Annotated in this window: 23 protein-coding genes; all 23 read left to right on the top strand. The window is 41.1% G+C overall.

All coding sequences use genetic code 11. The features are described from left to right. The first annotated feature begins 12 nt into the window (after positions 1-12). The 23 genes from BFI01S_RS01665 (at position 13) to BFI01S_RS01555 (ending at position 21,115) form a co-directional block, all read left to right on the top strand. Positions 13-705 carry a flagellar biosynthetic protein FliO gene (locus tag BFI01S_RS01665; RefSeq protein WP_235831073.1) on the top strand — a complete coding sequence of 231 codons (693 nt, stop codon included), beginning with the start codon at positions 13-15 and terminating at the stop codon, positions 703-705. After that, a complete protein-coding gene (gene fliP, locus BFI01S_RS01660) occupies positions 698-1,363 on the top strand; it encodes a flagellar type III secretion system pore protein FliP (protein WP_035328986.1) in 666 nt (221 codons plus the stop codon). The genes BFI01S_RS01665 and fliP overlap by 8 nt, the downstream gene beginning before the upstream one ends. Before the next feature lie 17 nt (positions 1,364-1,380). Continuing rightward, positions 1,381-1,650, top strand: coding sequence for a flagellar biosynthesis protein FliQ (fliQ, locus tag BFI01S_RS01655; protein ID WP_009330744.1), 270 nt, complete (start codon positions 1,381-1,383; stop codon positions 1,648-1,650). 4 nt (positions 1,651-1,654) lie between these two features. Then, positions 1,655-2,431: a flagellar biosynthetic protein FliR gene (fliR, locus tag BFI01S_RS01650; RefSeq protein WP_061791053.1), complete on the top strand. Its 777-nt coding sequence runs from the start codon at positions 1,655-1,657 to the stop codon at positions 2,429-2,431. A 1-nt stretch (position 2,432) separates the two neighbouring features. After that, the gene (flhB, locus tag BFI01S_RS01645; protein WP_061791052.1) at positions 2,433-3,518 is read left to right on the top strand and encodes a flagellar biosynthesis protein FlhB; all 1,086 of its coding nucleotides are present in this window, start codon (positions 2,433-2,435) and stop codon (positions 3,516-3,518) included. 121 nt (positions 3,519-3,639) lie between these two features. After that, positions 3,640-5,676, top strand: coding sequence for a flagellar biosynthesis protein FlhA (flhA, locus tag BFI01S_RS01640; RefSeq protein WP_061791051.1), 2,037 nt, complete (start codon positions 3,640-3,642; stop codon positions 5,674-5,676). Further along, positions 5,673-6,821 (top strand): flagellar biosynthesis GTPase FlhF, encoded by a 1,149-nt coding sequence (flhF, locus tag BFI01S_RS01635; RefSeq protein ID WP_061791050.1) that lies wholly within the window; start codon positions 5,673-5,675, stop codon positions 6,819-6,821. The genes flhA and flhF overlap by 4 nt, the downstream gene beginning before the upstream one ends. Continuing rightward, positions 6,818-7,690, top strand: coding sequence for a MinD/ParA family protein (locus BFI01S_RS01630; protein WP_061791049.1), 873 nt, complete (start codon positions 6,818-6,820; stop codon positions 7,688-7,690). Before flhF ends, BFI01S_RS01630 begins: the two co-directional genes overlap by 4 nt. Positions 7,691-7,696: 6 nt before the next feature. Next, on the top strand, positions 7,697-8,794 hold the full coding sequence (locus tag BFI01S_RS01625) for a protein-glutamate methylesterase/protein-glutamine glutaminase (RefSeq protein ID WP_061791048.1): 1,098 nt from the start codon (positions 7,697-7,699) through the stop codon (positions 8,792-8,794). 18 nt (positions 8,795-8,812) lie between these two features. Beyond that, a complete protein-coding gene (locus BFI01S_RS01620) occupies positions 8,813-10,849 on the top strand; it encodes a chemotaxis protein CheA (protein ID WP_061791047.1) in 2,037 nt (678 codons plus the stop codon). 25 nt (positions 10,850-10,874) lie between these two features. Next, positions 10,875-11,351, top strand: a complete 477-nt coding sequence (locus BFI01S_RS01615; protein ID WP_061791046.1) for a chemotaxis protein CheW — start codon at positions 10,875-10,877, stop codon at positions 11,349-11,351. Then, positions 11,348-11,989: a chemotaxis protein CheC gene (locus tag BFI01S_RS01610; RefSeq protein WP_061791045.1), complete on the top strand. Its 642-nt coding sequence runs from the start codon at positions 11,348-11,350 to the stop codon at positions 11,987-11,989. The genes BFI01S_RS01615 and BFI01S_RS01610 overlap by 4 nt, the downstream gene beginning before the upstream one ends. Beyond that, complete coding sequence (locus BFI01S_RS01605; RefSeq protein ID WP_061791044.1) at positions 11,982-12,479, top strand: chemotaxis protein CheD; 498 nt, start codon at positions 11,982-11,984, stop codon at positions 12,477-12,479. Before BFI01S_RS01610 ends, BFI01S_RS01605 begins: the two co-directional genes overlap by 8 nt. Positions 12,480-12,755: 276 nt before the next feature. After that, positions 12,756-13,511, top strand: a complete 756-nt coding sequence (locus tag BFI01S_RS01600; RefSeq protein WP_061791043.1) for a FliA/WhiG family RNA polymerase sigma factor — start codon at positions 12,756-12,758, stop codon at positions 13,509-13,511. A gap of 89 nt (positions 13,512-13,600) precedes the next feature. After that, a complete protein-coding gene (locus tag BFI01S_RS01595) occupies positions 13,601-13,912 on the top strand; it encodes a hypothetical protein (RefSeq protein ID WP_061791042.1) in 312 nt (103 codons plus the stop codon). A 9-nt stretch (positions 13,913-13,921) separates the two neighbouring features. Then, the gene (locus BFI01S_RS01590; protein ID WP_061791041.1) at positions 13,922-14,521 is read left to right on the top strand and encodes a DUF6115 domain-containing protein; all 600 of its coding nucleotides are present in this window, start codon (positions 13,922-13,924) and stop codon (positions 14,519-14,521) included. Positions 14,522-14,668: 147 nt separating this feature from the next. Beyond that, positions 14,669-15,370 (top strand): 30S ribosomal protein S2, encoded by a 702-nt coding sequence (rpsB, locus tag BFI01S_RS01585; protein ID WP_061791040.1) that lies wholly within the window; start codon positions 14,669-14,671, stop codon positions 15,368-15,370. Positions 15,371-15,559: 189 nt separating this feature from the next. Next, the gene (gene tsf / locus BFI01S_RS01580) at positions 15,560-16,441 is read left to right on the top strand and encodes a translation elongation factor Ts (RefSeq protein WP_061791039.1); all 882 of its coding nucleotides are present in this window, start codon (positions 15,560-15,562) and stop codon (positions 16,439-16,441) included. 137 nt (positions 16,442-16,578) lie between these two features. Then, positions 16,579-17,304 (top strand): UMP kinase, encoded by a 726-nt coding sequence (pyrH, locus tag BFI01S_RS01575; RefSeq protein ID WP_035329014.1) that lies wholly within the window; start codon positions 16,579-16,581, stop codon positions 17,302-17,304. Next, positions 17,304-17,861 carry a ribosome recycling factor gene (frr, locus tag BFI01S_RS01570; protein WP_061791038.1) on the top strand — a complete coding sequence of 186 codons (558 nt, stop codon included), beginning with the start codon at positions 17,304-17,306 and terminating at the stop codon, positions 17,859-17,861. Before pyrH ends, frr begins: the two co-directional genes overlap by 1 nt. Before the next feature lie 354 nt (positions 17,862-18,215). Next, complete coding sequence (gene uppS, locus BFI01S_RS01565) at positions 18,216-18,995, top strand: undecaprenyl pyrophosphate synthase (protein ID WP_061791037.1); 780 nt, start codon at positions 18,216-18,218, stop codon at positions 18,993-18,995. Positions 18,996-19,011: 16 nt separating this feature from the next. Next, entirely contained in the window at positions 19,012-19,806 is a 795-nt protein-coding gene (locus BFI01S_RS01560) for a phosphatidate cytidylyltransferase (RefSeq protein WP_061791036.1), read from the top strand. Positions 19,807-19,972: 166 nt separating this feature from the next. Further along, a complete protein-coding gene (locus tag BFI01S_RS01555) occupies positions 19,973-21,115 on the top strand; it encodes a 1-deoxy-D-xylulose-5-phosphate reductoisomerase (RefSeq protein WP_061791035.1) in 1,143 nt (380 codons plus the stop codon). Positions 21,116-21,183: the final 68 nt, after the last annotated feature.

The raw sequence follows: 21,183 nt of genomic DNA, 5'->3' as shown, positions 1-21,183 counted from the left end.
GGGTGCAAAATAGTGTGGAATGTAAAGAAAGTGATTTCTTTGCTGCTGTTGTTATCAATTGTTCTGCTGGGCGTGCAGCCGCTGGCCCAGGCAGAGCAATTGAATAATAGTGTTAAAGAATGTATGGATAACCCTGATAAATGCAAGGAACAGGAATCAAAGGAAACAAAAGAATCAAAGGATTCAGAGGCAGCTGAAGGACAGCCTGAAAAGGATGAAAGCGGAAAGGTCGGTCTTACTTCCTGGGATTTTATAAAAATGATTTTAGCAACAGGCTTCACTATTGGATTACTATATGCTCTCCTAAAGTTCATCAATAAAAAAAGCAAGGTATATAACAGGTCGCAATTAGTTGAAAACCTCGGTGGTACAGCTTTAGGTGCAAACAGGTCAGTCCAGCTGATTAAAGTGGGAAAGCGCATTTTGGTAGTAGGGGTAGGAGAAAATATTCAGCTGTTAAAAGAAATAGACAACTCAGAAGAGTACAGCCAGATCATCAAAGAGCATAATGACAAACTGGAACAGCTTATCCGTCCAAGCGATATTGTGACAAAGGTGATGAAAAGAACACAGCAAACAGAGGAAAGCAAGCAAGGCAGCCAAAATTTCAGTACACTGCTCGGGATTCAGCTGGCTGAAATGAAAAAGGGCAGAAAAAAACTGTTTGATGAGTTAGAAAGAAAGGGCCAGAAGAAAGATGAATGAATTCATGGAGTTTTTTAATAGCAGCTCTCCTGAAAATGTATCTACATCTGTGAAGCTTTTTTTATTGCTGACGGTACTTTCTCTCGCGCCGAGTATTCTAATATTAATGACTTGTTTTACAAGGATTGTCATCGTTCTTTCCTTTGTCAGAACGGCGCTTGCTACTCAGCAAATGCCGCCGAACCAAGTTTTAATAGGCTTATCCTTGTTCCTGACATTCTTTATAATGGCTCCGACCATGCAGGAAGTGAACGAACAGGCTTTAACACCTTTATTCAATGAAGAAATAAATCTGGAACAAGCATATGAAAAAGCTTCAATACCCTTTAAAGAATTTATGAGTGCCCATACCAGGCAGAAGGATTTGGCTTTATTTCTTGAATACTCCGGAGCTGAAGCACCGGCTTCCATTGAAGATATTCCGCTTACGAGTCTTGTTCCGGCCTTTGCCATAAGCGAAATTAAAACAGCATTTCAAATTGGCTTTATGATTTTTATTCCATTTCTGGTTATCGACATGGTTGTTGCCAGTGTTTTGATGTCCATGGGGATGATGATGCTTCCTCCCGTTATGATTTCGCTTCCGTTCAAAATATTATTATTTGTACTCGTGGACGGATGGTACTTAGTAGTTAAATCCCTTTTACAAAGCTTTTAAGCAGGTGAACATTCAGAATGACTCCAGAAACAGTTATATCCATTGCAGAAAGAGGGATCATCACAGTATTGATGATTTGCGGTCCCTTGCTAATTCTGGCACTAGTAGTCGGCTTGGTAGTCAGCATCTTTCAGGCTACCACTCAAATTCAGGAACAGACGCTGGCTTTTATTCCTAAAATCGTAGCGGTCCTTGTCGGCGTTGTTTTCTTTGGACCATGGATGCTTAGCCATATGCTCTCTTATGCAAATGAGATTTTTTCTAATTTGACCAGGTTTGTAGGCTGATGATATGTTAGATTTTCTGCCTTCTTTTCCTGCTTTTTTACTTATTTTTGTTAGGGTGACATCTTTCTTTTTAATGATGCCCCTTTTTTCATACAGATCCATCCCGGCATCACACAAAATTGGCCTAGGCTTCTTTTTGGCCTGGATTATGTTCCTTGGCATGGATGTCCCTGCTCTAGAAATTGACGGCACATTTTTTCTTTTAATCATAAAAGAAGCATTGGTTGGGCTGATGGTTGGATTTATTGCTTATTTGATCCTTTCAGCCATTCAAATTGCCGGAGGATTTATTGATTTTCAGATGGGTTTTGCCATTGCGAATGTGATTGATCCGCAGACAGGAGCGCAGAGCCCATTAATGGGACAGTATTTGTATACGATCGCTCTCTTTTTTTTATTAACTATCAATGGCCACCATCTCATGCTTGATGGAGTGTTTTACAGCTATAATTTTATCCCGCTAGATCAGGCATGGATTTCTTTTGGGGATGAAAATATGGCTGAATATGTCATTAAAGCCATGAATACGATGTTCGTCATTGCCTTTCAGATGTCCATCCCTGTAGTCGGCAGTCTGTTTCTTGTAGATGTCGCGTTAGGGATTGTCGCCAGGACAGTTCCGCAGCTAAATGTTTTCGTCGTCGGACTTCCTTTGAAAATAGGCGTCAGTTTTATTGTTCTGATCATTGTTATGAGTGTATTAATATACGCTTTTTCCCTTGCAATTGAAACGATGCTTCAGACAATGAGAGGGCTGATGGAGCTTATGGGAGGTTCATAGAATGAGGTTATTGCTTTCTTTAGATCTCCAGCTTTTTTCCGGAGAAAAAACAGAAAAAGCCACTCCGAAAAAGAGGCAGGATTCCAGAAAAAAAGGACAAGTAGCCAAAAGCCAGGATGTAAATACAGCCATCGTCCTTTTAGCGGTGTTTCTGTTTTTACTGTTTGCCGGGTCGTATTTGAAGAATATCATTCTTTATATATTTACGCATTCATTTAATGATTATATGATGATGCCGCTGACAGAGGCGAATGTTCAGGTGATCTTTCTTGATGTCTTAAAGGAACTGATTCTATTTTTAGGTCCGATCATGCTGGTTGCTATGCTTGCGGGTGTGCTTGCTAACTTCATGCAGGTAGGTACTCTTTTGTCAACAGAAGCAATACAGCCTAAATTGGAGAAACTGGATCCAATAAAAGGCTTTAAGCGTATTTTTTCCATGAGGGCGATCGTGGAACTGCTGAAGTCGATGCTCAAGATTGCTTTTGTGGGTGTCGCTGCGTTTGCGGTTTTATGGGTAAGAATAGATGAAATATTAATCCTATCTCAAAAATCAGTCGGAACGGCGATGGCCACAATTGCCAGCCTAACCGTTCAAATGGGTTTGATTGCTTCAGCGGCACTGCTATTTTTATCCGTCCTGGATTATCTCTATCAAAAATACGATTTTGAAAAGAACATCCGAATGTCAAAACAGGACATTAAGGATGAACACAAAAATATTGAAGGGGATCCGTTAATTAAATCCAAGATTAAGCAAAGACAGAGGGAAATGGCAATGAGAAGGATGATGCAGGAAGTCCCTAAAGCGGATGTGGTTATCACGAACCCAACACATTTTGCCATAGCCCTGAGCTATGATGAAGTTAAAAGTGATGCTCCGATTGTAGTGGCGAAAGGTGTGGACTTTGTTGCCCAAAAGATTAAATTGATCGCAAAGGAGCATGATGTGGTTGCTGTTGAAAACAGGCCGCTTGCCAGGGCTCTTTATAGTCAGGCAGAAATTGGCCAGGCTATCCCTGAAGAGTTTTTCAAAGCTGTTGCAGAGATTTTAGCCTACGTGTACAGAACTAAAAACAAAATTTAACTTAAGAAATATGAAATAGCTGGCGGTTCCGCTTTTTGTAAGATAAAAAACTATTGTTATTTGAACAGCGATAACTGACCAGCTCCAGCGCCTGCGCTTTTCTTGTAAGGAGAGAGTTTCAATGCAAGTAAGAGACTTATCAGTATTGATGAGTGTAATTCTAATAGTAGCCATGCTTATTATTCCTTTCCCGCCTTGGCTTTTAAGTGTACTGATAATCATTAATATTGCGCTTGCACTTATGGTTTTGCTGACGGCCATGAATATGAAGGAAGCGCTCGAGTTTTCCATTTTTCCTTCCTTAATATTGTTAATGACATTATTCAGGCTGGGATTGAATGTTTCTACAACAAGATCCATTTTATCGGAAGGGGAAGCAGGAAAGGTCGTTGAAACATTTGGTTCATTCGTAACCGGCGGTAATGTCATAGTCGGACTTGTTGTATTCTTAATCCTCATTATTATTCAATTTATCGTCATTACCAAAGGGTCTGAGAGGGTTTCCGAAGTGGCAGCGCGTTTTACACTTGATGCCATGCCGGGTAAACAGATGAGCATTGATGCAGACTTGAATGCAGGAATGATCTCTGAGCACGAAGCCCGGGAACGCCGTGAAAAAATCAGCCGTGAATCTGATTTCTACGGTTCAATGGATGGCGCGAGTAAATTTGTAAAAGGTGACGCCATAGCAGGAATCATTATCACGCTTATCAATCTATTATTTGGTATTGTCATTGGGATGATGCAGCTGGGGCTGCCGTTTGCAGAGGCTGCCATGAAATATTCAATGCTGACGGTTGGGGACGGAATTGTCAGTCAAATTCCGGCACTGTTAATCTCCACAGCAACGGGTATTGTAGTAACAAGGGCAGCATCAGATGGAAATATTGGAAAAGACATTACTTCCCAGCTGTTTGCTTATCCGAAAATGTTATATGTTACTGGCGGAACTATCATTCTGCTGGGGTTATTGACACCGATAGGGCTCGTTTTAACACTGCCGATTGGCGGCTTGATGATTTTTGGCGGATATACGATAGCTAAGACTCCACAGCCGGATAAAGAGCAGCTGCTGGAGATGGAAGAAGAGATCGAAACCGATGAAATGAAAAGCCCTGAAAGCGTGGTTAACCTATTAAATGTAGATCCGATAGAATTCGAGTTTGGCTATGGGTTAATACCTCTTGCCGATATGAATCAGGGCGGGGACCTTCTGGACAGGATTGTAATGATCAGAAGACAGCTGGCGATTGAATTAGGCCTAGTCATTCCGGTTGTTAGAATACGTGATAATATTCAGCTGCAGCCGAATGAATACAGATTGAAGATTAAAGGAAATGAAATGGCCCGCGGCGAGCTTCTGCTCGATCATTATTTAGCAATGAGTCCCGGTATTGAAGATGATAGCATCGAAGGAATTGATACGGTTGAGCCTTCCTTCGGCCTGCCGGCAAAATGGATAACAGAAGAAATGAAGGAGCAGGCAGAAATTTTCGGCTATACAGTCGTTGACCCGCCATCTGTTGTTTCTACTCATATAACAGAAGTTATAAAAAGCAATGCTCATGAATTATTGGGACGCCAGGAAACAAAACAGCTGATTGATCATGTTAAGGAAAGTTATCCTATCCTTGTTGAAGAAGTTACACCAAATCCATTGTCTGTTGGTGAAGTTCAAAAGGTGCTTGCAAAATTATTGAGGGAAAACGTTTCGATCCGGAATTTGCCGGTTATTTTTGAAACACTTGCCGATTTTGCCAAATCTACCAGCGATACAGATTTGCTTACAGAATATGCCCGTCAGTCTTTGGCCAGACAAATTACCAGCCAGTTTTCACAGCAGGGTGACTCTATAAAAGTTGTTACCCTATCAGGGAGAGTCGAGAAAATGGTTGCAGAAGGTGTTCAGCAGACAGAACATGGCAATTATTTATCCATGGATCCAACGGTATCGCAGAATATTCTTGAATCAATTGCTTCCCAGGTTGAACAGCTTTCATTGATGGAGCAGACGCCAATCGTCCTTTGTTCTCCAGCAGTCAGGATGTATGTCCGGCAATTAACTGAAAGGTATTTCCCGCAGATACCTATCCTTTCCTATAACGAGCTGGAAGCAAATGCGGAAGTTCAAAGTGTCGGGGTGGTGAATATAGATTGAAGGTAAAAAAGTTCATGGCAGCGTCCATGCCTGATGCGATGAAACAAATACGCGCGGAATTGGGTAAGGATGCCGTAATTTTAAATTCTCGAGTAGTATATACAGGCGGGGTTTTAGGCTTTTTTAAAAAGAGAAATATAGAAGTAATGGCCGCAGCGGATTCAAATCAGGAAATAGAACAAAAACCCGCTGTTAAGCCTGCAGCAATCCCTGCTGCTTCAAATCATTTCAAGGGAAACACTGAAGATTCTCAATTTCCCGGATCAAGAACATCAGATGAGCTGATTAGAGAGATAAGCAGCCTGAAACAAATGATGTCCTCATTGGCAGGTGGAAAGCAGATAAGTACTGTCTACCCTGAAGCGATAAGAAAAGTCATGCAATTACTTAATGAACAGGAAATTGACAATTCAATACAGGATCAGGTGCTTCAAGTATTGCTGGAAAAATGGTACCTGGGCGGTGCCAAAGCTAAAGCTGCTGAAGTGGAGGCCTGGCTGCAAGAAGAACTTATAAAGCAAATTGAGGATATTCCATTCAGCGGGATTTCTTTCACCAAAAAATATATCAATGTAGCAGGTCCTACTGGAGTAGGGAAAACAACTACCTTGGCGAAGATGGCAGCAGAGTGTGTGATAAAACATAAAAAAAAGGCTGCATTTATCACAGCCGACACCTACAGGATAGCGGCGATCGATCAATTAAAAACATATGCAGGCATCCTGGATATACCTTTAGAAGTTTGCTACACAATAGATGACTTCAGACAGGCAGCAGAGAAACTGAAAGAATATGACCTTGTTTTAATAGATACAGCCGGACGGAATTTCAGGAACAGACAGTATGTAGAAGATTTAAAGAATGTGATTGATTTCGAGAAGGATATGGAAACCTTTTTAGTGCTCTCGCTTACCGCGAAACAAAAGGATATGGAAGATATATATAATCAGTTCTCAATTATAGACATTGATAAACTTATCTTCACAAAGGCAGATGAAACGTCAACTTACGGTGCGATGTACAACATCATTCATAAATATAAAAAAGGCACAGCTTATATTACAAATGGCCAGGATGTTCCTGATGATATCCTGATGGCAGGGCCGGAAGATATTGTAAAACAACTAATGGGGAATAAGAAATGAACGATCAGGCAGAAAGGCTAAGAGCCAGGCTGAAAGAAGAAGACAGCAGAAGTCATCAATTTAAAACAATAGCAGTGGTGAGCGGAAAAGGGGGAGTAGGGAAATCAAATTTCTCATTGAATTTCTCTATTTCATTATGCAAAACGGGCCACAGAGTATTGTTATTCGATTTGGATATTGGCATGGGGAATGTTGAGATTCTTATGGGAAGATCAGCCAGTTATTCAATTGCTGATTTTTTAGAAAAGGATATGCCTTTAAATAATATTATTTCTGAGGGACCATATGGACTTGATTATATTGGCGGCGGGACGGGCCTTTCGCATATTGTGAAACTCGATGATGAGCAAATTTCAAGATTCACCGGAGAACTTGCCCAGCTCATTCAAAATTATGAATATATCATCTTTGATATGGGTGCAGGCATTACAGAAGAATCCGCGAAGTTCATACTCTCAGTTCAGGAAATTGCGGTCATTACTACACCTGAACCAACGTCTATCACTGATGCATACTCAGTAATGAAGCATATACATCTTTTGGATGATACGATTCCATTTCATTTGGTCATTAATCGGTCTGAAGGAGAGAGAGAAGGGCAGGAAACATATAAGAGGATTTCTGCTGTCGCATCAAGATTCTTAGGGAGAGATACTGACCTCCTGGGAATTATTCCGGATGATCGCAGCATACAGCTGGCTGTTAAACGGCAAATTCCTTTCATTATTTATCAGGAAAATTCAGCTGCTTCAAAAGCGATTCGGAATATGACTGAGAAAGTTGGCGGCAGAGCTGGCGGGCAGGCTGGTGAATATCATACTTCCCAGTTTATTTCGAAGCTAAAAAAATTTCTTTTTAATAGGCGGTGAATCAGCATGAAGAGTGTCAAAGTGCTTGTGGTAGATGATTCAGCCTTTATGAGGAAACTGATTGCAGATCTCCTGTCTGAAGATGAGAGAATTCAAGTTATCGGGACAGCCAGAAACGGAGAAGAGGGCTTAAGGAAGATTAAAGAATTAAATCCTGATGCAGTAACCATGGATGTTGAAATGCCGGTTCTAAACGGCCTGGAAGCTCTCAAAATAATTATGAAAACTATGCCGGTTCCTGTAGTCATGCTTTCAAGCACAACGAAAGAAGGTGCTGAAAATACCTTTACAGCCATGGAATATGGGGCAGTAGATTTTATAGCGAAGCCATCTGGGCCAATCTCACTGGACCTGCATAAAATAAAAACTGAATTAACAGATAAAGTAGTGCAGGCAAGCAAAGCGAATATGAAAGGTCTGGTTAATTTTTCAGGTATTGGAAAAAAATCTGCCGGACTTCATCGAAATTATAGTAAAATAGAACCGTGTCAATCTATTCAGCTTAATCGTTCTGCTGTTGAATCGAGCCTTAAAGTCAAACAGATTATCTGTATAGGAACTTCCACGGGCGGACCTCGGGCACTTCAAAAAGTGCTGAACGGCCTTCCAGGAAATCTTAACGCACCGATTCTGATTGTACAGCATATGCCTGCCGGATTTACGAAGTCACTGGCGAGCAGACTAAACGGACTATCGGCGTTATCGGTTAAGGAAGCCGAAGAAGGGGATATTCTTAAAAACGGTACAGCCTACATTGCTCCTGGTGGCTTTCATCTGACTGCAGCAAGGTCAGGCAGGGATCTTGTGATTCACCTGGATGAATCACCGCCAAGGAACGGACACAGACCTTCAGTTGATGTGATGTTTGAGTCTATAGGTGAAATTAACGGGATCAGAAAAATTGCTGTCGTAATGACAGGAATGGGAGCAGATGGCAGAAATGGCCTGAGGGCAATGAAGAAAAGCGGTGAAGTAAAAGCCATTGCTGAATCAAAAGAATCATCAATTGTATTTGGAATGCCAAGAGCGGTGATTGAGTCGGGCCTGGCAGATGATGTGCAGAATATTGAACGTATAGCAGAATCCATATTGAAATTTGTTTAAAGCCGAGGGGGCAGGCACATGGAGATGAACCAATATTTAGAGGTGTTTATCGAAGAAAGCAAGGAGCATTTGCAGTCGTGCAATGAACAGCTTCTTGAATTAGAAAAAAATCCTGATGATATAAAAATAGTTAATGAGATATTCAGATCAGCCCATACGCTGAAAGGCATGTCGGCCACTATGGGGTATGAAGATCTCGCTAATCTAACTCACCAGATGGAAAATGTTCTGGATGCCATCAGAAATCAGAAGATTAAGGTAAATGCTGAAATTCTCGATGTCGTTTTTCTGGCTGTTGATGATCTTGAAGCAATGGTTCAATCAATTGCAGAAGGCGGAGACGGCAAAAGGGATGTTTCCGCTGCTGTTGAAAAATTGATGCTTATTGAAAAAGGGGAAAGCCCGGCACAGTCGCAAGCAAGAGCCGAAACGGCAGCAGCTATTGCTGAACCGCCAGGACCAGTCAAGAGTACATATGATGATTTCGAGTGGACCGTGATTCAGCAATCGAAGGAGCAGGGCTTTGAGACCTATGAAATATCAATAGCCTTGCGGGCAGATTGTCTGCTGAAAGCAGCCAGAGTCTATATGGTTTTTGAGGTCCTTGAGAAGAGCGGGGAAGTGATCAAAGCTACTCCTTCTGTTGAGCAGCTTGAAGAAGAGCAATTTGATCAGGAATTCTCTGTAACAATTGTGACCAAAGAAACACCCGAAGTGATCCGTCAAAAACTTTTGAAGGTCTCAGAAGTGGATAGGATAGATGTGCTCGAGGTTTCTATGGGTGATGATATCTCCCGGGAAGCTGTGAAGGATGAAGGTACTCTGCAGCCTGATGTGGAGGAGAAGGCAGAGCGTGCTTCAGAGATGCCAAAAGAGGAAAAGAAGGCGCCTGCAGCAAAGCAAGTCAGCAACAAAACCATTAGGGTGAATATCGAGAGACTGGATATCCTTATGAACCTGTTTGAAGAATTGGTGATTGACAGAGGCAGACTTGAACAAATATCCAAGGAATTAAACAATCAGGAACTCCATGAAACGGTTGAGCATATGTCAAGAATTTCCGGAGACCTGCAGAATATTATTCTGAATATGCGCATGGTCCCAATAGAAACAGTATTCAATCGTTTCCCGAGAATGGTCAGACAATTAGCAAGAGATTTAAATAAAATGATCAATCTCGATATTGTCGGTGCAGATACCGAACTGGACCGAACGGTTATCGATGAAATTGGCGATCCGCTTGTTCACTTAATCCGAAATGCATTAGACCATGGTATTGAAACACCGGAAGTCCGAAAAGCAAATGGTAAAAGTGAAGAAGGAAATGTGATTCTAAAGGCTTATCACAGCGGCAATCATGTTTTCATTGAAATAGAGGATGATGGCGCAGGCATAAACAAAGATAAGGTTATAAAGAAAGCGTTAAAAAATGGCATCATTACGGAGCAAACGGCTTCAGCACTAACCGACAAACAGGCATATGAACTTATTTTTGCCTCAGGATTCTCAACTGCAGATAAAATCTCAGATGTTTCCGGACGGGGTGTAGGGCTGGATGTTGTCAAGAATACAATTGAGTCATTGGGAGGATCAGTTTCAATCGATTCAAAAGTTGGACAGGGGTCCATATTCTCCATACAGCTGCCATTAACTTTATCCATTATTTCTGTCATGCTCGTCGAGATTGAGAAGGAAAAATACGCAATCCCTCTATCTTCTATTATTGAAACAGCCATTATCAGGAAAGAAGACGTCTTAAGTGCACATAATCAGAAGGTGATTGATTTCAGAGGCAAGGTTGTTCCGCTCCTTTCATTGAAGGAAATCTTTGAAGTGCCATCTGACAATCATGAAGATGAATACATTTCCGTTGTTATCGTAAGAAAAGGGGAAAAGATGGCCGGGCTTGTGGTGGATTCCTTTATCGGGCAGCAGGAAGTCGTTTTAAAATCACTTGGAAACTACTTAACAAGCGTGTTTGCCATTTCCGGAGCAACTATATTAGGAGATGGACAGGTTGCCCTGATAGTGGACTGCAATGCATTGATTAGATAATAAATTTTGACGAGGAGTGAACATGATGAGTGAGACGGCAGCCGCGGATTTAAAATTGATTGTATTTCAGCTGAAAGATAAGGAATATGCGATTCCGGTTAATCAGGTGCGTTCCATTGAAAAGGTTGAGCATATAACCCGGGTTCCTCGAACAGTCGGTTTTGTTAAAGGAGTGATCAATTTACGGGGTGTTGTTACACCTATCATTAGTCTAAGAAGCAGATTTAACCTCGAAGAGGCTGAATATAATGAGCATTCAAGAGTCATCATCGCAGTAATGAAAGATATGGAAGTCGGATTGATTGTAGATTCTGCAAATGATGTGATTGATGTGGCGCCTGAATCAATTGAACCCCCTCCGGAGGTAATCGGTTCAGAAGAGGCCGATTTTATCAAAGGTGTTACAAAAATCGAAAAACGATTATTTATCCTAATAGATTTGGAAAAAGTCCTGAATCCGGAAGAATTGGCAGCTCAGGATGGAAAAGGATTCGCGGGATGAATTTTTCAGAAAAAAATATCAGCAGCATTCAATTGGATATTCTTAAAGAAATCGGGAATATTGGTGCAGGTCATGCGGCTACTGCATTATCAACGCTGCTTAATAAAAAAATCGATATGTCTGTCCCGGATGTGAAAATTGTTTCTTTTGATGAAATGATCGATATGGCCGGAGGACCGGAAAGTGTTGTGGCAGGGGTGTTCCTAAGGATAGAAGGAGACGCCCCTGGCAGCATGTTTTTTGTCCTGCCTCTTGTACAGGCTGAAATCTTTATTCGGGAACTGCCTGGAAATATTCCTTTCTGTGCAGATGAGCTGCCATATGATGAACTTGCTCTATCCGCGCTCCAGGAGCTTGGCAACATTCTATCAGGATCCTATTTATCTTCATTATCGGATTTTACTAAGCTGTCACTTTTCCCTTCAGTGCCGATGCTTAGCATTGATATGGTGGGGGCAATTATCGGAACGGGTCTCCTGGAAATTTCGCAGGTGAGCGATTACGCCATCGTAATTGATACAGCTTTAAATGATGAACTTCAAAATACGAATGCTGTTAATGGCCATTTCTTTCTGCTTCCTGATCCTGAATCATTTCAAATAATCTTTAAGGCATTGGGAGTTCCGGATTATGAATAGTCTTTTAGAAATTGTAAAAGTCGGCATAGCAGATATGAATATAGTTAAAAATCCCGGATTAATCAGGACATCAGGACTTGGTTCCTGTGTCGGTGTGGTTCTTTATGATCTTAGTGCAGAAATTGCCGGGCTGGCACATATTATGCTGCCTGATTCTTCTCTAGCAAAGAACACAAGCTTTAATTCAGCAAAATATGCTGATACAGCAATCCGGGATTTAGTGAGCCTTCTGTTGAAAAGCGGTGCAAAAGCTTCACGATTAAATGCCAAAATTGCCGGCGGAGCCCAGATGTTCCAATACTCCTCCGGAAGTGATTTAATGAGAATTGGCCCAAGGAATGTGGAAGCGGTTAAAAAGGAACTATATTCATTAAAGATTGCTATTTTAGGTGAAGATGTTGGCGGGCATAGCGGCAGAACAATTGAATTCAATCCTGAATCAGGCGAACTGATGGTTCGGACTGTTAATAAAGGCAAAGTTGTTCTTTAAGCTCCCGCTCTAAGATATGGGCAGTTACAAGTGAATCAGCTTTATATAGGTCGGCTTTACTAGTTTTAAATGCTGCCGGATGATCACTGCCAGCCATAAAAGCTGATTTTCTCTCCGGCTTATTTATTATTCTCTCTAATTATTTCCTCGAAGGACAAGCCCCTTATTTATTGATTAAGAACTGAGCAGTTAAGATGAAAGATAATATTTTTATAGGAAACATTTTGATATACTAACAATAATTAATAGAAATGGAAACGTTTGAGGAGGATGGCCATGGCAGACATGATAACTGAAGAAAGCACATACTGGGCTAAATGGGTCGACTCTCGTGATGCTCAAGCGGGGAATTTTCTTGTGAAAAAATATTTGCCTCTTGTAAGCTATCATGTACAGCGGATATCCGCTGCCCTGCCGAAGAATGTTTCAAGAGATGATATACGAAGCCTTGGGTTAATGGGTTTGTACGATGCGCTGGAAAAGTTTGAGCCTGCAAGAGATTTGAAATTTGATACATATGCTTCCTTTCGAATTCGCGGTGCAATTCTAGATGGATTAAGAAAAGAAGATTGGCTTCCCCGAAGTACGAGGGATAAGGCGAAAAAAATTGAAGCTGCCACTGAGAAGCTGCAGCAGCGGCTGATGCGCAATGCAACAGTGCGTGAAATTGCTGAAGAAACAGAAATGCAGGAAGACGAAGTGTATTCTGTTATGAACGAACACTTTTACGCAAATATCCTCTCAATTGATGAGCAGCCTGATTCAGAAGAAAAGGATGCCAGTTATTCAATTAAGGATGAAAAAGCAATTATTCCAGAAGAAAAGGTATTAAAGAATGAAATCTTGGAAGAAATGGCTGAAAAAATCTTACAATTAAATGAAAAAGAGCAGCTTGTGCTAAGTTTATTTTACAAAGAGGAATTAACTCTTACAGAAATTGGCGAAGTAATGGGCCTATCAACATCCCGCATATCCCAAATCCATTCAAAGTCAATTTTTAAGCTGAGACAGCTGCTGGAAAAAGCCATATAGTCTTATGCCATTTCTTTCTGCAAAGGAAAAAAATGAAGATCTGGCAAGTGAAAATAAGAAGTGAGACGTTATCAAGGATGTGATCTGGGATGAGTTTGAAATCAATAGAACTGCAGATAGCACTTCCCAGAACGTTCGAAGCAGGTAAAATTCAGGACCAGCTTCAGCAGAGAGGACAGACAATCAGCGGGTTTGCTGCCGACAGTACAGAGGAAAATGCTGAAAAACAGCGGAAAACTGTAATAAAACAGGAGCATAAACAAAATGTCAATCTTGGCAATGATGACAGCGAAAGACAAAAAGAGGCCGGGGGACATGATCGGACAGAAAATCGGAAAAAAGACAGCAATGACAGACAGAACCATCCTTACAAAGGGAAGGTTATTGACTACAGCGGATAGAGGGATATCATGACAGCTTTTCTATTAGCTATAAGCCTGCTATTAAATATTATAGCCTTATTAGCCATTATTCTGCTTTATTTGCGTCAGAATAAACTAATGCATACAGAGAAAAGACAGGAAAAAGTGCTTGTTGAAATGGAAGAGGTTATATCGTCGTACCTTATTCAAATGAAAGAAGAAAACGACGATTTTATAAGCAAATTTTCACAGATCAATGCGAAAAACGATCCTGCCATAAAAGAGAAAAGTATCCCAGTAAATATGAATAGAAAAAATGATCAAGATATAGCTAAAGCAGATGAGAAATCAATGCGATTAGCCAGAGCGTCCATCTACCAGGCATCTAAAGCCTACAAACAGAATTTGAGGGAAGCTCAGGATAAATTGAGTGAAAAAGAAAGCTTATCATCCTTAAAGGAAACTGAATCTATCATACAGTCAGATAGCAGTCAGTCCATTAAGGAAGAGAATCCTTCATCAATAAATGATAAAGTATTTATTCTGAAAAAACAGGGAATGAGTGCGGGCGATATTGCCAAAAAATTAGGTAAAGGGAAGACAGAAGTCGAGTTAATGCTTAAATTTCGTCAAAATCAGCAAGAATAGCTTGATTGTGAAAAACACTTATGCTATATTAACAAATGGTGTTAATACACACGCTTATGGATTTAGCCGGATGGTGCTGTTCACATGCAGTTGCCGGCTGAAAATGATATAGGCGGAGGAAATAAAAACCATTAGGAGGAAACACAAATGTCAGTAATTTCAATGAAGCAATTGCTTGAAGCTGGTGTACACTTCGGACACCAAACACGCCGCTGGAACCCTAAGATGAAGAAATATATCTTCACTGAGCGTAACGGCATCTACATCATCGACCTTCAAAAGACTGTTAAGAAGGTAGAAGAAGCTTACAACTTCGTTAAGGAGCTTGCTGGAAACGGCGGTACAATCCTTTTCGTAGGAACTAAGAAACAAGCTCAAGATTCCGTTAAAGAAGAAGCTATCCGTTCTGGTATGTACTATGTTAACCAGCGCTGGTTGGGCGGAACTTTAACAAACTTTGAAACAATCCAAAAGCGTATTTCGCGTTTAAAGGATATCGAAAGAATGTCTGAAGATGGAACTTTCGAAGTTCTTCCTAAAAAAGAAGTTGTTCAATTGAAGAAAGAGCAAGAGCGCTTAGAGAAGTTCTTGGGCGGTATCAAAGACATGAAGAGCCTTCCAGATGCTCTATTCATCATTGACCCGCGCAAAGAGCGTATTGCTGTTGCAGAAGCACATAAATTAAACATCCCTATCGTTGGTATCGTTGATACAAACTGTGATCCGGATGAAATTGATGTTGTAATTCCTGCAAACGATGATGCTATCCGTGCTGTTAAATTGTTAACAGGCAAAATGGCAGATGCTATCCTTGAAGCTAAACAAGGTGAAGAAGTTACAACTGCTTAATAGAAAAGCGGAGGCGCCTTGGAGCGCGGGAGCTGTATTGCTCTAAGGTCCTTTTTTCTTGATTTAAAGAAGGTGATAAGAGGGAGCACCCTTTATCACCTTTTTTTAAAGAAAAGGCAAAGTTTAGTTTTCCATACAGCTATAAATGGTAAAGATATTATTACATAACTCATTAAGGAGGATCTCATAATGGCAATTACTGCTCAAATGGTTAAAGAACTTCGTGAAAAAACAGGCGCAGGCATGATGGACTGCAAAAAAGCACTTCAGGAAACTGATGGTGATATGGAAAAAGCAATCGACTTCCTTCGTGAAAAAGGAATCGCTAAAGCTGCTAAGAAAGGTGACCGTATTGCTGCGGAAGGTCTTACTTCTGTTAAAGTTGACGGAAACGAAGCTGTTATCCTTGAAGTAAACTCTGAAACAGATTTCGTGGCCAAGAACGAAGGATTCCAAACTCTTGTAAAAGAAATCGCTGAGCATTTGCTTGCTAACAAGCCGGCTTCTGTAGAAGAAGCAGCTGGCCAGACAATGGCTAACGGTGCAACTTTAGAATCTCACATCAACAGTGCGATTGCTAAAATCGGAGAAAAGCTTTCTCTTCGCCGCTTCGAAATCAAAACAAAAACTGACAGCGATGCTTTCGGTGCTTACCTTCACATGGGCGGACGCATTGGTGTGTTAACAGTTCTTGAGGGAACAACTGACGAAGATGCAGCGAAAGATGTTGCAATGCATATTGCTGCCCTAAACCCTAAATATGTTTCTCGTGATGAAGTATCACAGGACGAAGTAGAGCGCGAGCGTCAAGTATTGACTCAGCAAGCTCTTAACGAAGGCAAGCCTGAAAACATCGTTGCTAAGATGGTTGAAGGACGCCTTGGCAAATATTTCGAAGATGTTTGCGTAAACGACCAGGCTTTTGTTAAAAACCCTGATCAAAAAGTAGGCAAATTCGTTGAATCTAAAGGCGGAAAAATCCTTGAGTTCGTTCGCTACGAAGTTGGAGAAGGCATCGAAAAGCGTGAAGACAACTTCGCTGAAGAAGTAATGAACCAAGTTAAGAAATAATTTTGAATAGAAATTAAGCAAGCTATGACTCAGGGAACACTTTGTGTTCCCTGTTTTTCAAGAATGAGATAAAATTGTAAATGCAGCAATAGCGCATTTAAGCGCTTGAGCTTTTTATACTACATATGGAGGTTCTTATGAGCAGCCCAAAATTCAAACGCGTGGTCTTGAAATTAAGTGGAGAAGCTTTAGCAGGAGAGCAAGGTTTCGGAATTAATCCTTCAGTGATTAAATCAATTGCTGCACAGGTTAAGGATCTGGCTGAACTAGGTGTTGAGGTTGCTGTTGTTGTCGGCGGCGGAAACATCTGGCGAGGAAAGATCGGAGAAGAAATGGGTATGGACAGAGCAAATGCCGACTATATGGGTATGCTTGCAACTGTTATGAACTCATTGGCATTGCAGGATAGCCTCGAGAATCTAGGAGTGGAGACGAGAGTTCAAACCTCAATCGAGATGAGACAGGTTGCTGAACCGTACATCCGCAGAAGAGCTATCCGCCATCTTGAGAAAAAGCGGGTTGTGATCTTTGCTGCAGGAACCGGAAATCCGTACTTCTCCACTGATACTACAGCAGCATTGCGAGCTGCGGAAATTGAAGCAGAAGTAATTCTTATGGCGAAAAACAATGTGGATGGGGTCTATTCAGCTGATCCCCGCATTGATAAAAACGCAAAAAAATACGATGAACTTTCCTATCTTGATGTATTGAAAGAAGGATTGGCTGTAATGGATTCTACAGCATCATCTTTATGCATGGATAACAACATTCCGTTAATTGTATTTTCAATCATGGAAAAAGGAAATATTAACCGCGCCGTAATGGGTGAAACAATTGGAACAATCGTTAGGGGGAAAAAATAATGCCAAAACAAGTTATTGCAGATGCAAAAGAAAGAATGACTAAAGCGATTTCAGCTTATACAAGGGAGCTTGCGAGCATCCGTGCAGGTAAAGCCAACGCTTCTTTGCTTGATCGCATCACTGTTGATTACTACGGTGCGCCTACTCCTGTTAACCAGCTTGCCGGGGTGTCTGCTCCTGAAGCGCGCCTTTTAGTCATAACTCCTTATGACAAATCAATTCTTGGAGAAATTGAAAAGGCCATCCTTAAATCTGATATCGGCTTAAATCCCTCAAATGACGGCAGTGTAATCAGACTGGCTATTCCACAGCTTACAGAAGAACGCCGTAAAGAGCTTGTTAAGGTTGTTAAAAAAGAATCAGAAGAAGCAAAAGTTGCCATCCGAAATGTTCGCCGCGATGCCAATGATGACCTGAAAAAGCTTGAGAAAAATGGAGAGATCACTGAAGATGATCTCCGCGGTTTTTCTGATGATATTCAAAAACTTACTGATGACCACATCAGCAAGATTGACGAATTAACAAAAGAAAAAGAAAAAGAAATCCTTGCAGTCTAATTTATTCTATAGTTAGAACCCTCTATCAATAGGGGGTTCTTTTACTCTTTGGGAGCTTACATAATCTGCTCAGGCGTTAAGGCGCCGACTCAGCTGAAATATGCGAAGAAGGCAGTTTCCTATCTGAATTAACTTTCTGGTAACATACTCTTTTATAGAGATATATTTAATTATTTTTGGTATGATATTATCATGCGGAAAGAGGCAATATCATAATTTTACCATTAGAATAATCTCTAAAAGATACTATGACTGAATATCAACTATCAATTTGCGGTGAAAAAGCCCCGGCTGATTGAAGTTTCACACTTTGTCTTTTATCGGAGGATTAACCTATTTTAAAGGAGCAGACTTATGTTTGATAAAATGAAGTTATGGAAGTCCCAAAACAGTTCTTCCGATCTCCGAGAGAGAGTTGAAAAAATAAAAGAATTGCATATTCCTGAGCATGTTGCCATCATTATGGATGGGAATGGCAGATGGGCTAAAAAACGAGCGCTTCCAAGAGTTGCCGGCCACCATGAGGGAATGAAGGTTGTCCGAAAAATCACCAGGTTTGCAAGCGATATTGGAGTGAAGACTCTAACTTTATATGCATTCTCAACTGAGAATTGGAAACGGCCAAAAATGGAAGTGGACTTTCTGATGAAACTGCCTGAGGAATTTCTGGGCACTTTTCTGCCTGAGCTGGTAGAAGAAAATGTACAAGTAAGAATGATAGGTTATTTTGACCATCTGCCTGCCCATACCCGCAAAGCAGTTTCCAAAGCAATGGAAGAGACAAAAAATAACACGGGACTGGTGCTGAACTTTGCACTGAATTATGGGAGCAGAGCCGAAATACTCGAAGCCGTCAGGCATGTCTTAAATGATTGCAAAAGTGGTATACTGGATGAAAATGAATTGAATGAAGAAAAATTCTCATCCTACCTTATGACAGGCGGGATGAAGGATCCTGATCTGCTGATACGCACAAGCGGTGAAATCAGATTAAGCAATTTTATGCTCTGGCAGCTTGCATACACAGAATTCTGGTTTACTGATGTTTTATGGCCGGATTTCAATGAAGAGCAAATGCTTGAAGCGATCGAAGTATTCCAAAGCCGCCAAAGGCGTTTTGGTGGAGTACAATAAAGGTGTTGAAAATTGAATGAAACAGCGTATTATCACAGCCATTATATTTGGAGCAATCCTCCTGCCGATCATTATTTATGGAGGCATGCCAATCATCATCCTGGCATATTTGCTGGCATCCATTGCACTGTATGAACTATTGAAAATGAGGAATTTAAGTTTATTTTCGATTCCAGGCATTATCTCTTTACTATTACTGTGGATTTTCCTTTTGCCTAAAGAATTTCAATCAATCCTGGATGATTTGAATTATACAAAAATTGAGGTAGCTCTTTTTGGAGTGCTTCTTTTCTTAACGTATACTGTCGCAACAAAAAATAAATTTACTTTTGACGATGTGGCTTTTTCGATTATGTCTACTTTTTATGTTGGCATAGGATTTTACTATTTTATGGAGACCCGCTTCGCCGATCAAGGCCTGACATATCTCTTTTTTGCATTATTCCTTATTTGGGCAACAGATTCAGGTGCCTACTTTATAGGAAAATCGCTGGGAAAGAAGAAGCTTTGGCCTGAAATCAGCCCGAATAAGACTGTTGAAGGTTCGCTTGGCGGTGTAGCCTGTGCGCTTGCAGTTGCGGTATTATTTATTATCTTTACAGATATTGATGAGTCCCTGCTGGGGCTATTAATAATTACAGCCATCCTGTCCGTGTTTGGACAAATAGGGGATTTAGTGGAATCAGCATTAAAGCGTCATTATAATGTAAAAGACTCAGGAAATATTTTGCCTGGCCATGGCGGAATTCTGGACCGTTTTGACAGCTTGTTATTCGTCCTGCCATTGCTCCACTTTTTCCACCTGCTTTAAACCTGTTGGTTAAAAGAGCAATATACAATTGTCCAGCTCCAGCGCCTGCCACCTCAAGATCATAAGACGGTCCTCCAGAAATGAAGAGAACGCCTTTCAGGAAGGCTCGTCTTATGCTTGTCGGGGGTGGGCAAGGCGCTTCCGCTTTTCTTATTAGGAGGAGACTATGAAACATATCAGTTTGATGGGGGCTACAGGGTCTATTGGCACACAGACCCTCGATATTATTAAGGAGCACCCCGAGGAATTTAAGCTTGCCGCATTGTCTGCAGGCAGGAATATAGACCTTGCCAGGAAGATTATCTCTGACTTTCAGCCGGAACTTGTCTCACTATCAGAAAAAAGTTCCGCAGATATTCTTAAAGCGGAGTTTCCCGGCATAACATTTACATATGGACATGAAGGTTTGATAGAAGTTGCCGTTTACGATCAATCAGAAATACTGGTTAATGCTGTATTAGGCAGTGTAGGCCTTAACCCCACCCTGCAGGCGATTGAGGAAAAGAAGACAATCGCCATCGCGAATAAGGAAACCCTTGTGACAGCCGGCCATCTGGTCATGGAAGCAGCAAAGCGAAATGGTGTAACGCTCCTTCCTGTAGACAGTGAACACTCTGCTATTTTTCAATCCCTGCAGGGGGAAAGAGAAAAAAATATTGAAAGACTCATTTTAACAGCTTCGGGAGGCAGCTTCAGAGACCGCTCCCGCAAGGAACTGGAAAATGTGACTGTTGAAGAGGCGCTTAATCATCCGAATTGGTCAATGGGTGCAAAAATAACCATCGATTCTGCCACTATGATGAATAAGGGACTTGAAGTTATTGAAGCGCATTGGCTTTTCTCCATGGATTACAGTAAAATAGATGTTCTTCTTCATAAAGAAAGCATTATCCATTCCATGGTGGAATATCAAGACAGCAGTGTAATCGCACAGCTTGGCACCCCGGATATGAGAGTACCTATACAGTATGCTTTAACTTATCCTGACAGACTTCCGCTGCGAACAGCAAAACGGCTGAATCTTGCTGAAATCGGCAAGCTTCATTTTGCAGAAATGGACTATAATCGTTTTCGCTGTCTGAAATTTGCCTATGAAGCCGGAAAAGCCGGCGGATCAATGCCAGCCGTATTAAATGCAGCGAATGAAGCTGCTGTTGCTGCATTCCTGGATGGAAAGATTACCTTTCTGCAAATAGAAGATTTCATCGAAAGAGCACTGGGCAGCCATGACATTATCTCAAATCCAAGCCTGATTGAAATTCAGGAGACAGATTTGGAAACGAGAAAATATGTAAATTCGCTTCTATAAGCTTGTGTTCAAGTGCTGAAGAGTGCGTAACAGATGATTTCTTAATGTAATGCACTTGCCAGCGGCAT

It is taken from the genome of Cytobacillus firmus NBRC 15306, assembly GCF_001591465.1.
GTDB lineage: Bacteria > Bacillota > Bacilli > Bacillales > Cytobacillaceae > Cytobacillus > Cytobacillus firmus.
Note: the sequence above shows the minus strand (reverse complement) of the source record. Positions and strands in the feature narration are given on the sequence as shown.

Bases quoted from the DNA above. Each gene is read 5' to 3' on its own strand.
- fliP (WP_035328986.1), top strand. From the start codon at position 698: ATGAATGAATTCATGGAGTTTTTTAATAGCAGCTCTCCTGAAAATGTA.
- fliQ (WP_009330744.1), top strand. From the start codon at position 1,381: ATGACTCCAGAAACAGTTATATCCATTGCAGAAAGAGGGATCATCACA.
- fliR (WP_061791053.1), top strand. From the start codon at position 1,655: ATGTTAGATTTTCTGCCTTCTTTTCCTGCTTTTTTACTTATTTTTGTT.
- flhB (WP_061791052.1), top strand. From the start codon at position 2,433: ATGAGGTTATTGCTTTCTTTAGATCTCCAGCTTTTTTCCGGAGAAAAA.
- flhA (WP_061791051.1), top strand. From the start codon at position 3,640: ATGCAAGTAAGAGACTTATCAGTATTGATGAGTGTAATTCTAATAGTA.
- BFI01S_RS01630 (WP_061791049.1), top strand. From the start codon at position 6,818: ATGAACGATCAGGCAGAAAGGCTAAGAGCCAGGCTGAAAGAAGAAGAC.
- BFI01S_RS01625 (WP_061791048.1), top strand. From the start codon at position 7,697: ATGAAGAGTGTCAAAGTGCTTGTGGTAGATGATTCAGCCTTTATGAGG.
- BFI01S_RS01620 (WP_061791047.1), top strand. From the start codon at position 8,813: ATGGAGATGAACCAATATTTAGAGGTGTTTATCGAAGAAAGCAAGGAG.
- BFI01S_RS01615 (WP_061791046.1), top strand. From the start codon at position 10,875: ATGAGTGAGACGGCAGCCGCGGATTTAAAATTGATTGTATTTCAGCTG.
- BFI01S_RS01610 (WP_061791045.1), top strand. From the start codon at position 11,348: ATGAATTTTTCAGAAAAAAATATCAGCAGCATTCAATTGGATATTCTT.
- BFI01S_RS01605 (WP_061791044.1), top strand. From the start codon at position 11,982: ATGAATAGTCTTTTAGAAATTGTAAAAGTCGGCATAGCAGATATGAAT.
- BFI01S_RS01600 (WP_061791043.1), top strand. From the start codon at position 12,756: ATGGCAGACATGATAACTGAAGAAAGCACATACTGGGCTAAATGGGTC.
- BFI01S_RS01595 (WP_061791042.1), top strand. From the start codon at position 13,601: ATGAGTTTGAAATCAATAGAACTGCAGATAGCACTTCCCAGAACGTTC.
- BFI01S_RS01590 (WP_061791041.1), top strand. From the start codon at position 13,922: ATGACAGCTTTTCTATTAGCTATAAGCCTGCTATTAAATATTATAGCC.
- rpsB (WP_061791040.1), top strand. From the start codon at position 14,669: ATGTCAGTAATTTCAATGAAGCAATTGCTTGAAGCTGGTGTACACTTC.
- tsf (WP_061791039.1), top strand. From the start codon at position 15,560: ATGGCAATTACTGCTCAAATGGTTAAAGAACTTCGTGAAAAAACAGGC.
- pyrH (WP_035329014.1), top strand. From the start codon at position 16,579: ATGAGCAGCCCAAAATTCAAACGCGTGGTCTTGAAATTAAGTGGAGAA.
- frr (WP_061791038.1), top strand. From the start codon at position 17,304: ATGCCAAAACAAGTTATTGCAGATGCAAAAGAAAGAATGACTAAAGCG.
- uppS (WP_061791037.1), top strand. From the start codon at position 18,216: ATGTTTGATAAAATGAAGTTATGGAAGTCCCAAAACAGTTCTTCCGAT.
- BFI01S_RS01560 (WP_061791036.1), top strand. From the start codon at position 19,012: ATGAAACAGCGTATTATCACAGCCATTATATTTGGAGCAATCCTCCTG.
- BFI01S_RS01555 (WP_061791035.1), top strand. From the start codon at position 19,973: ATGAAACATATCAGTTTGATGGGGGCTACAGGGTCTATTGGCACACAG.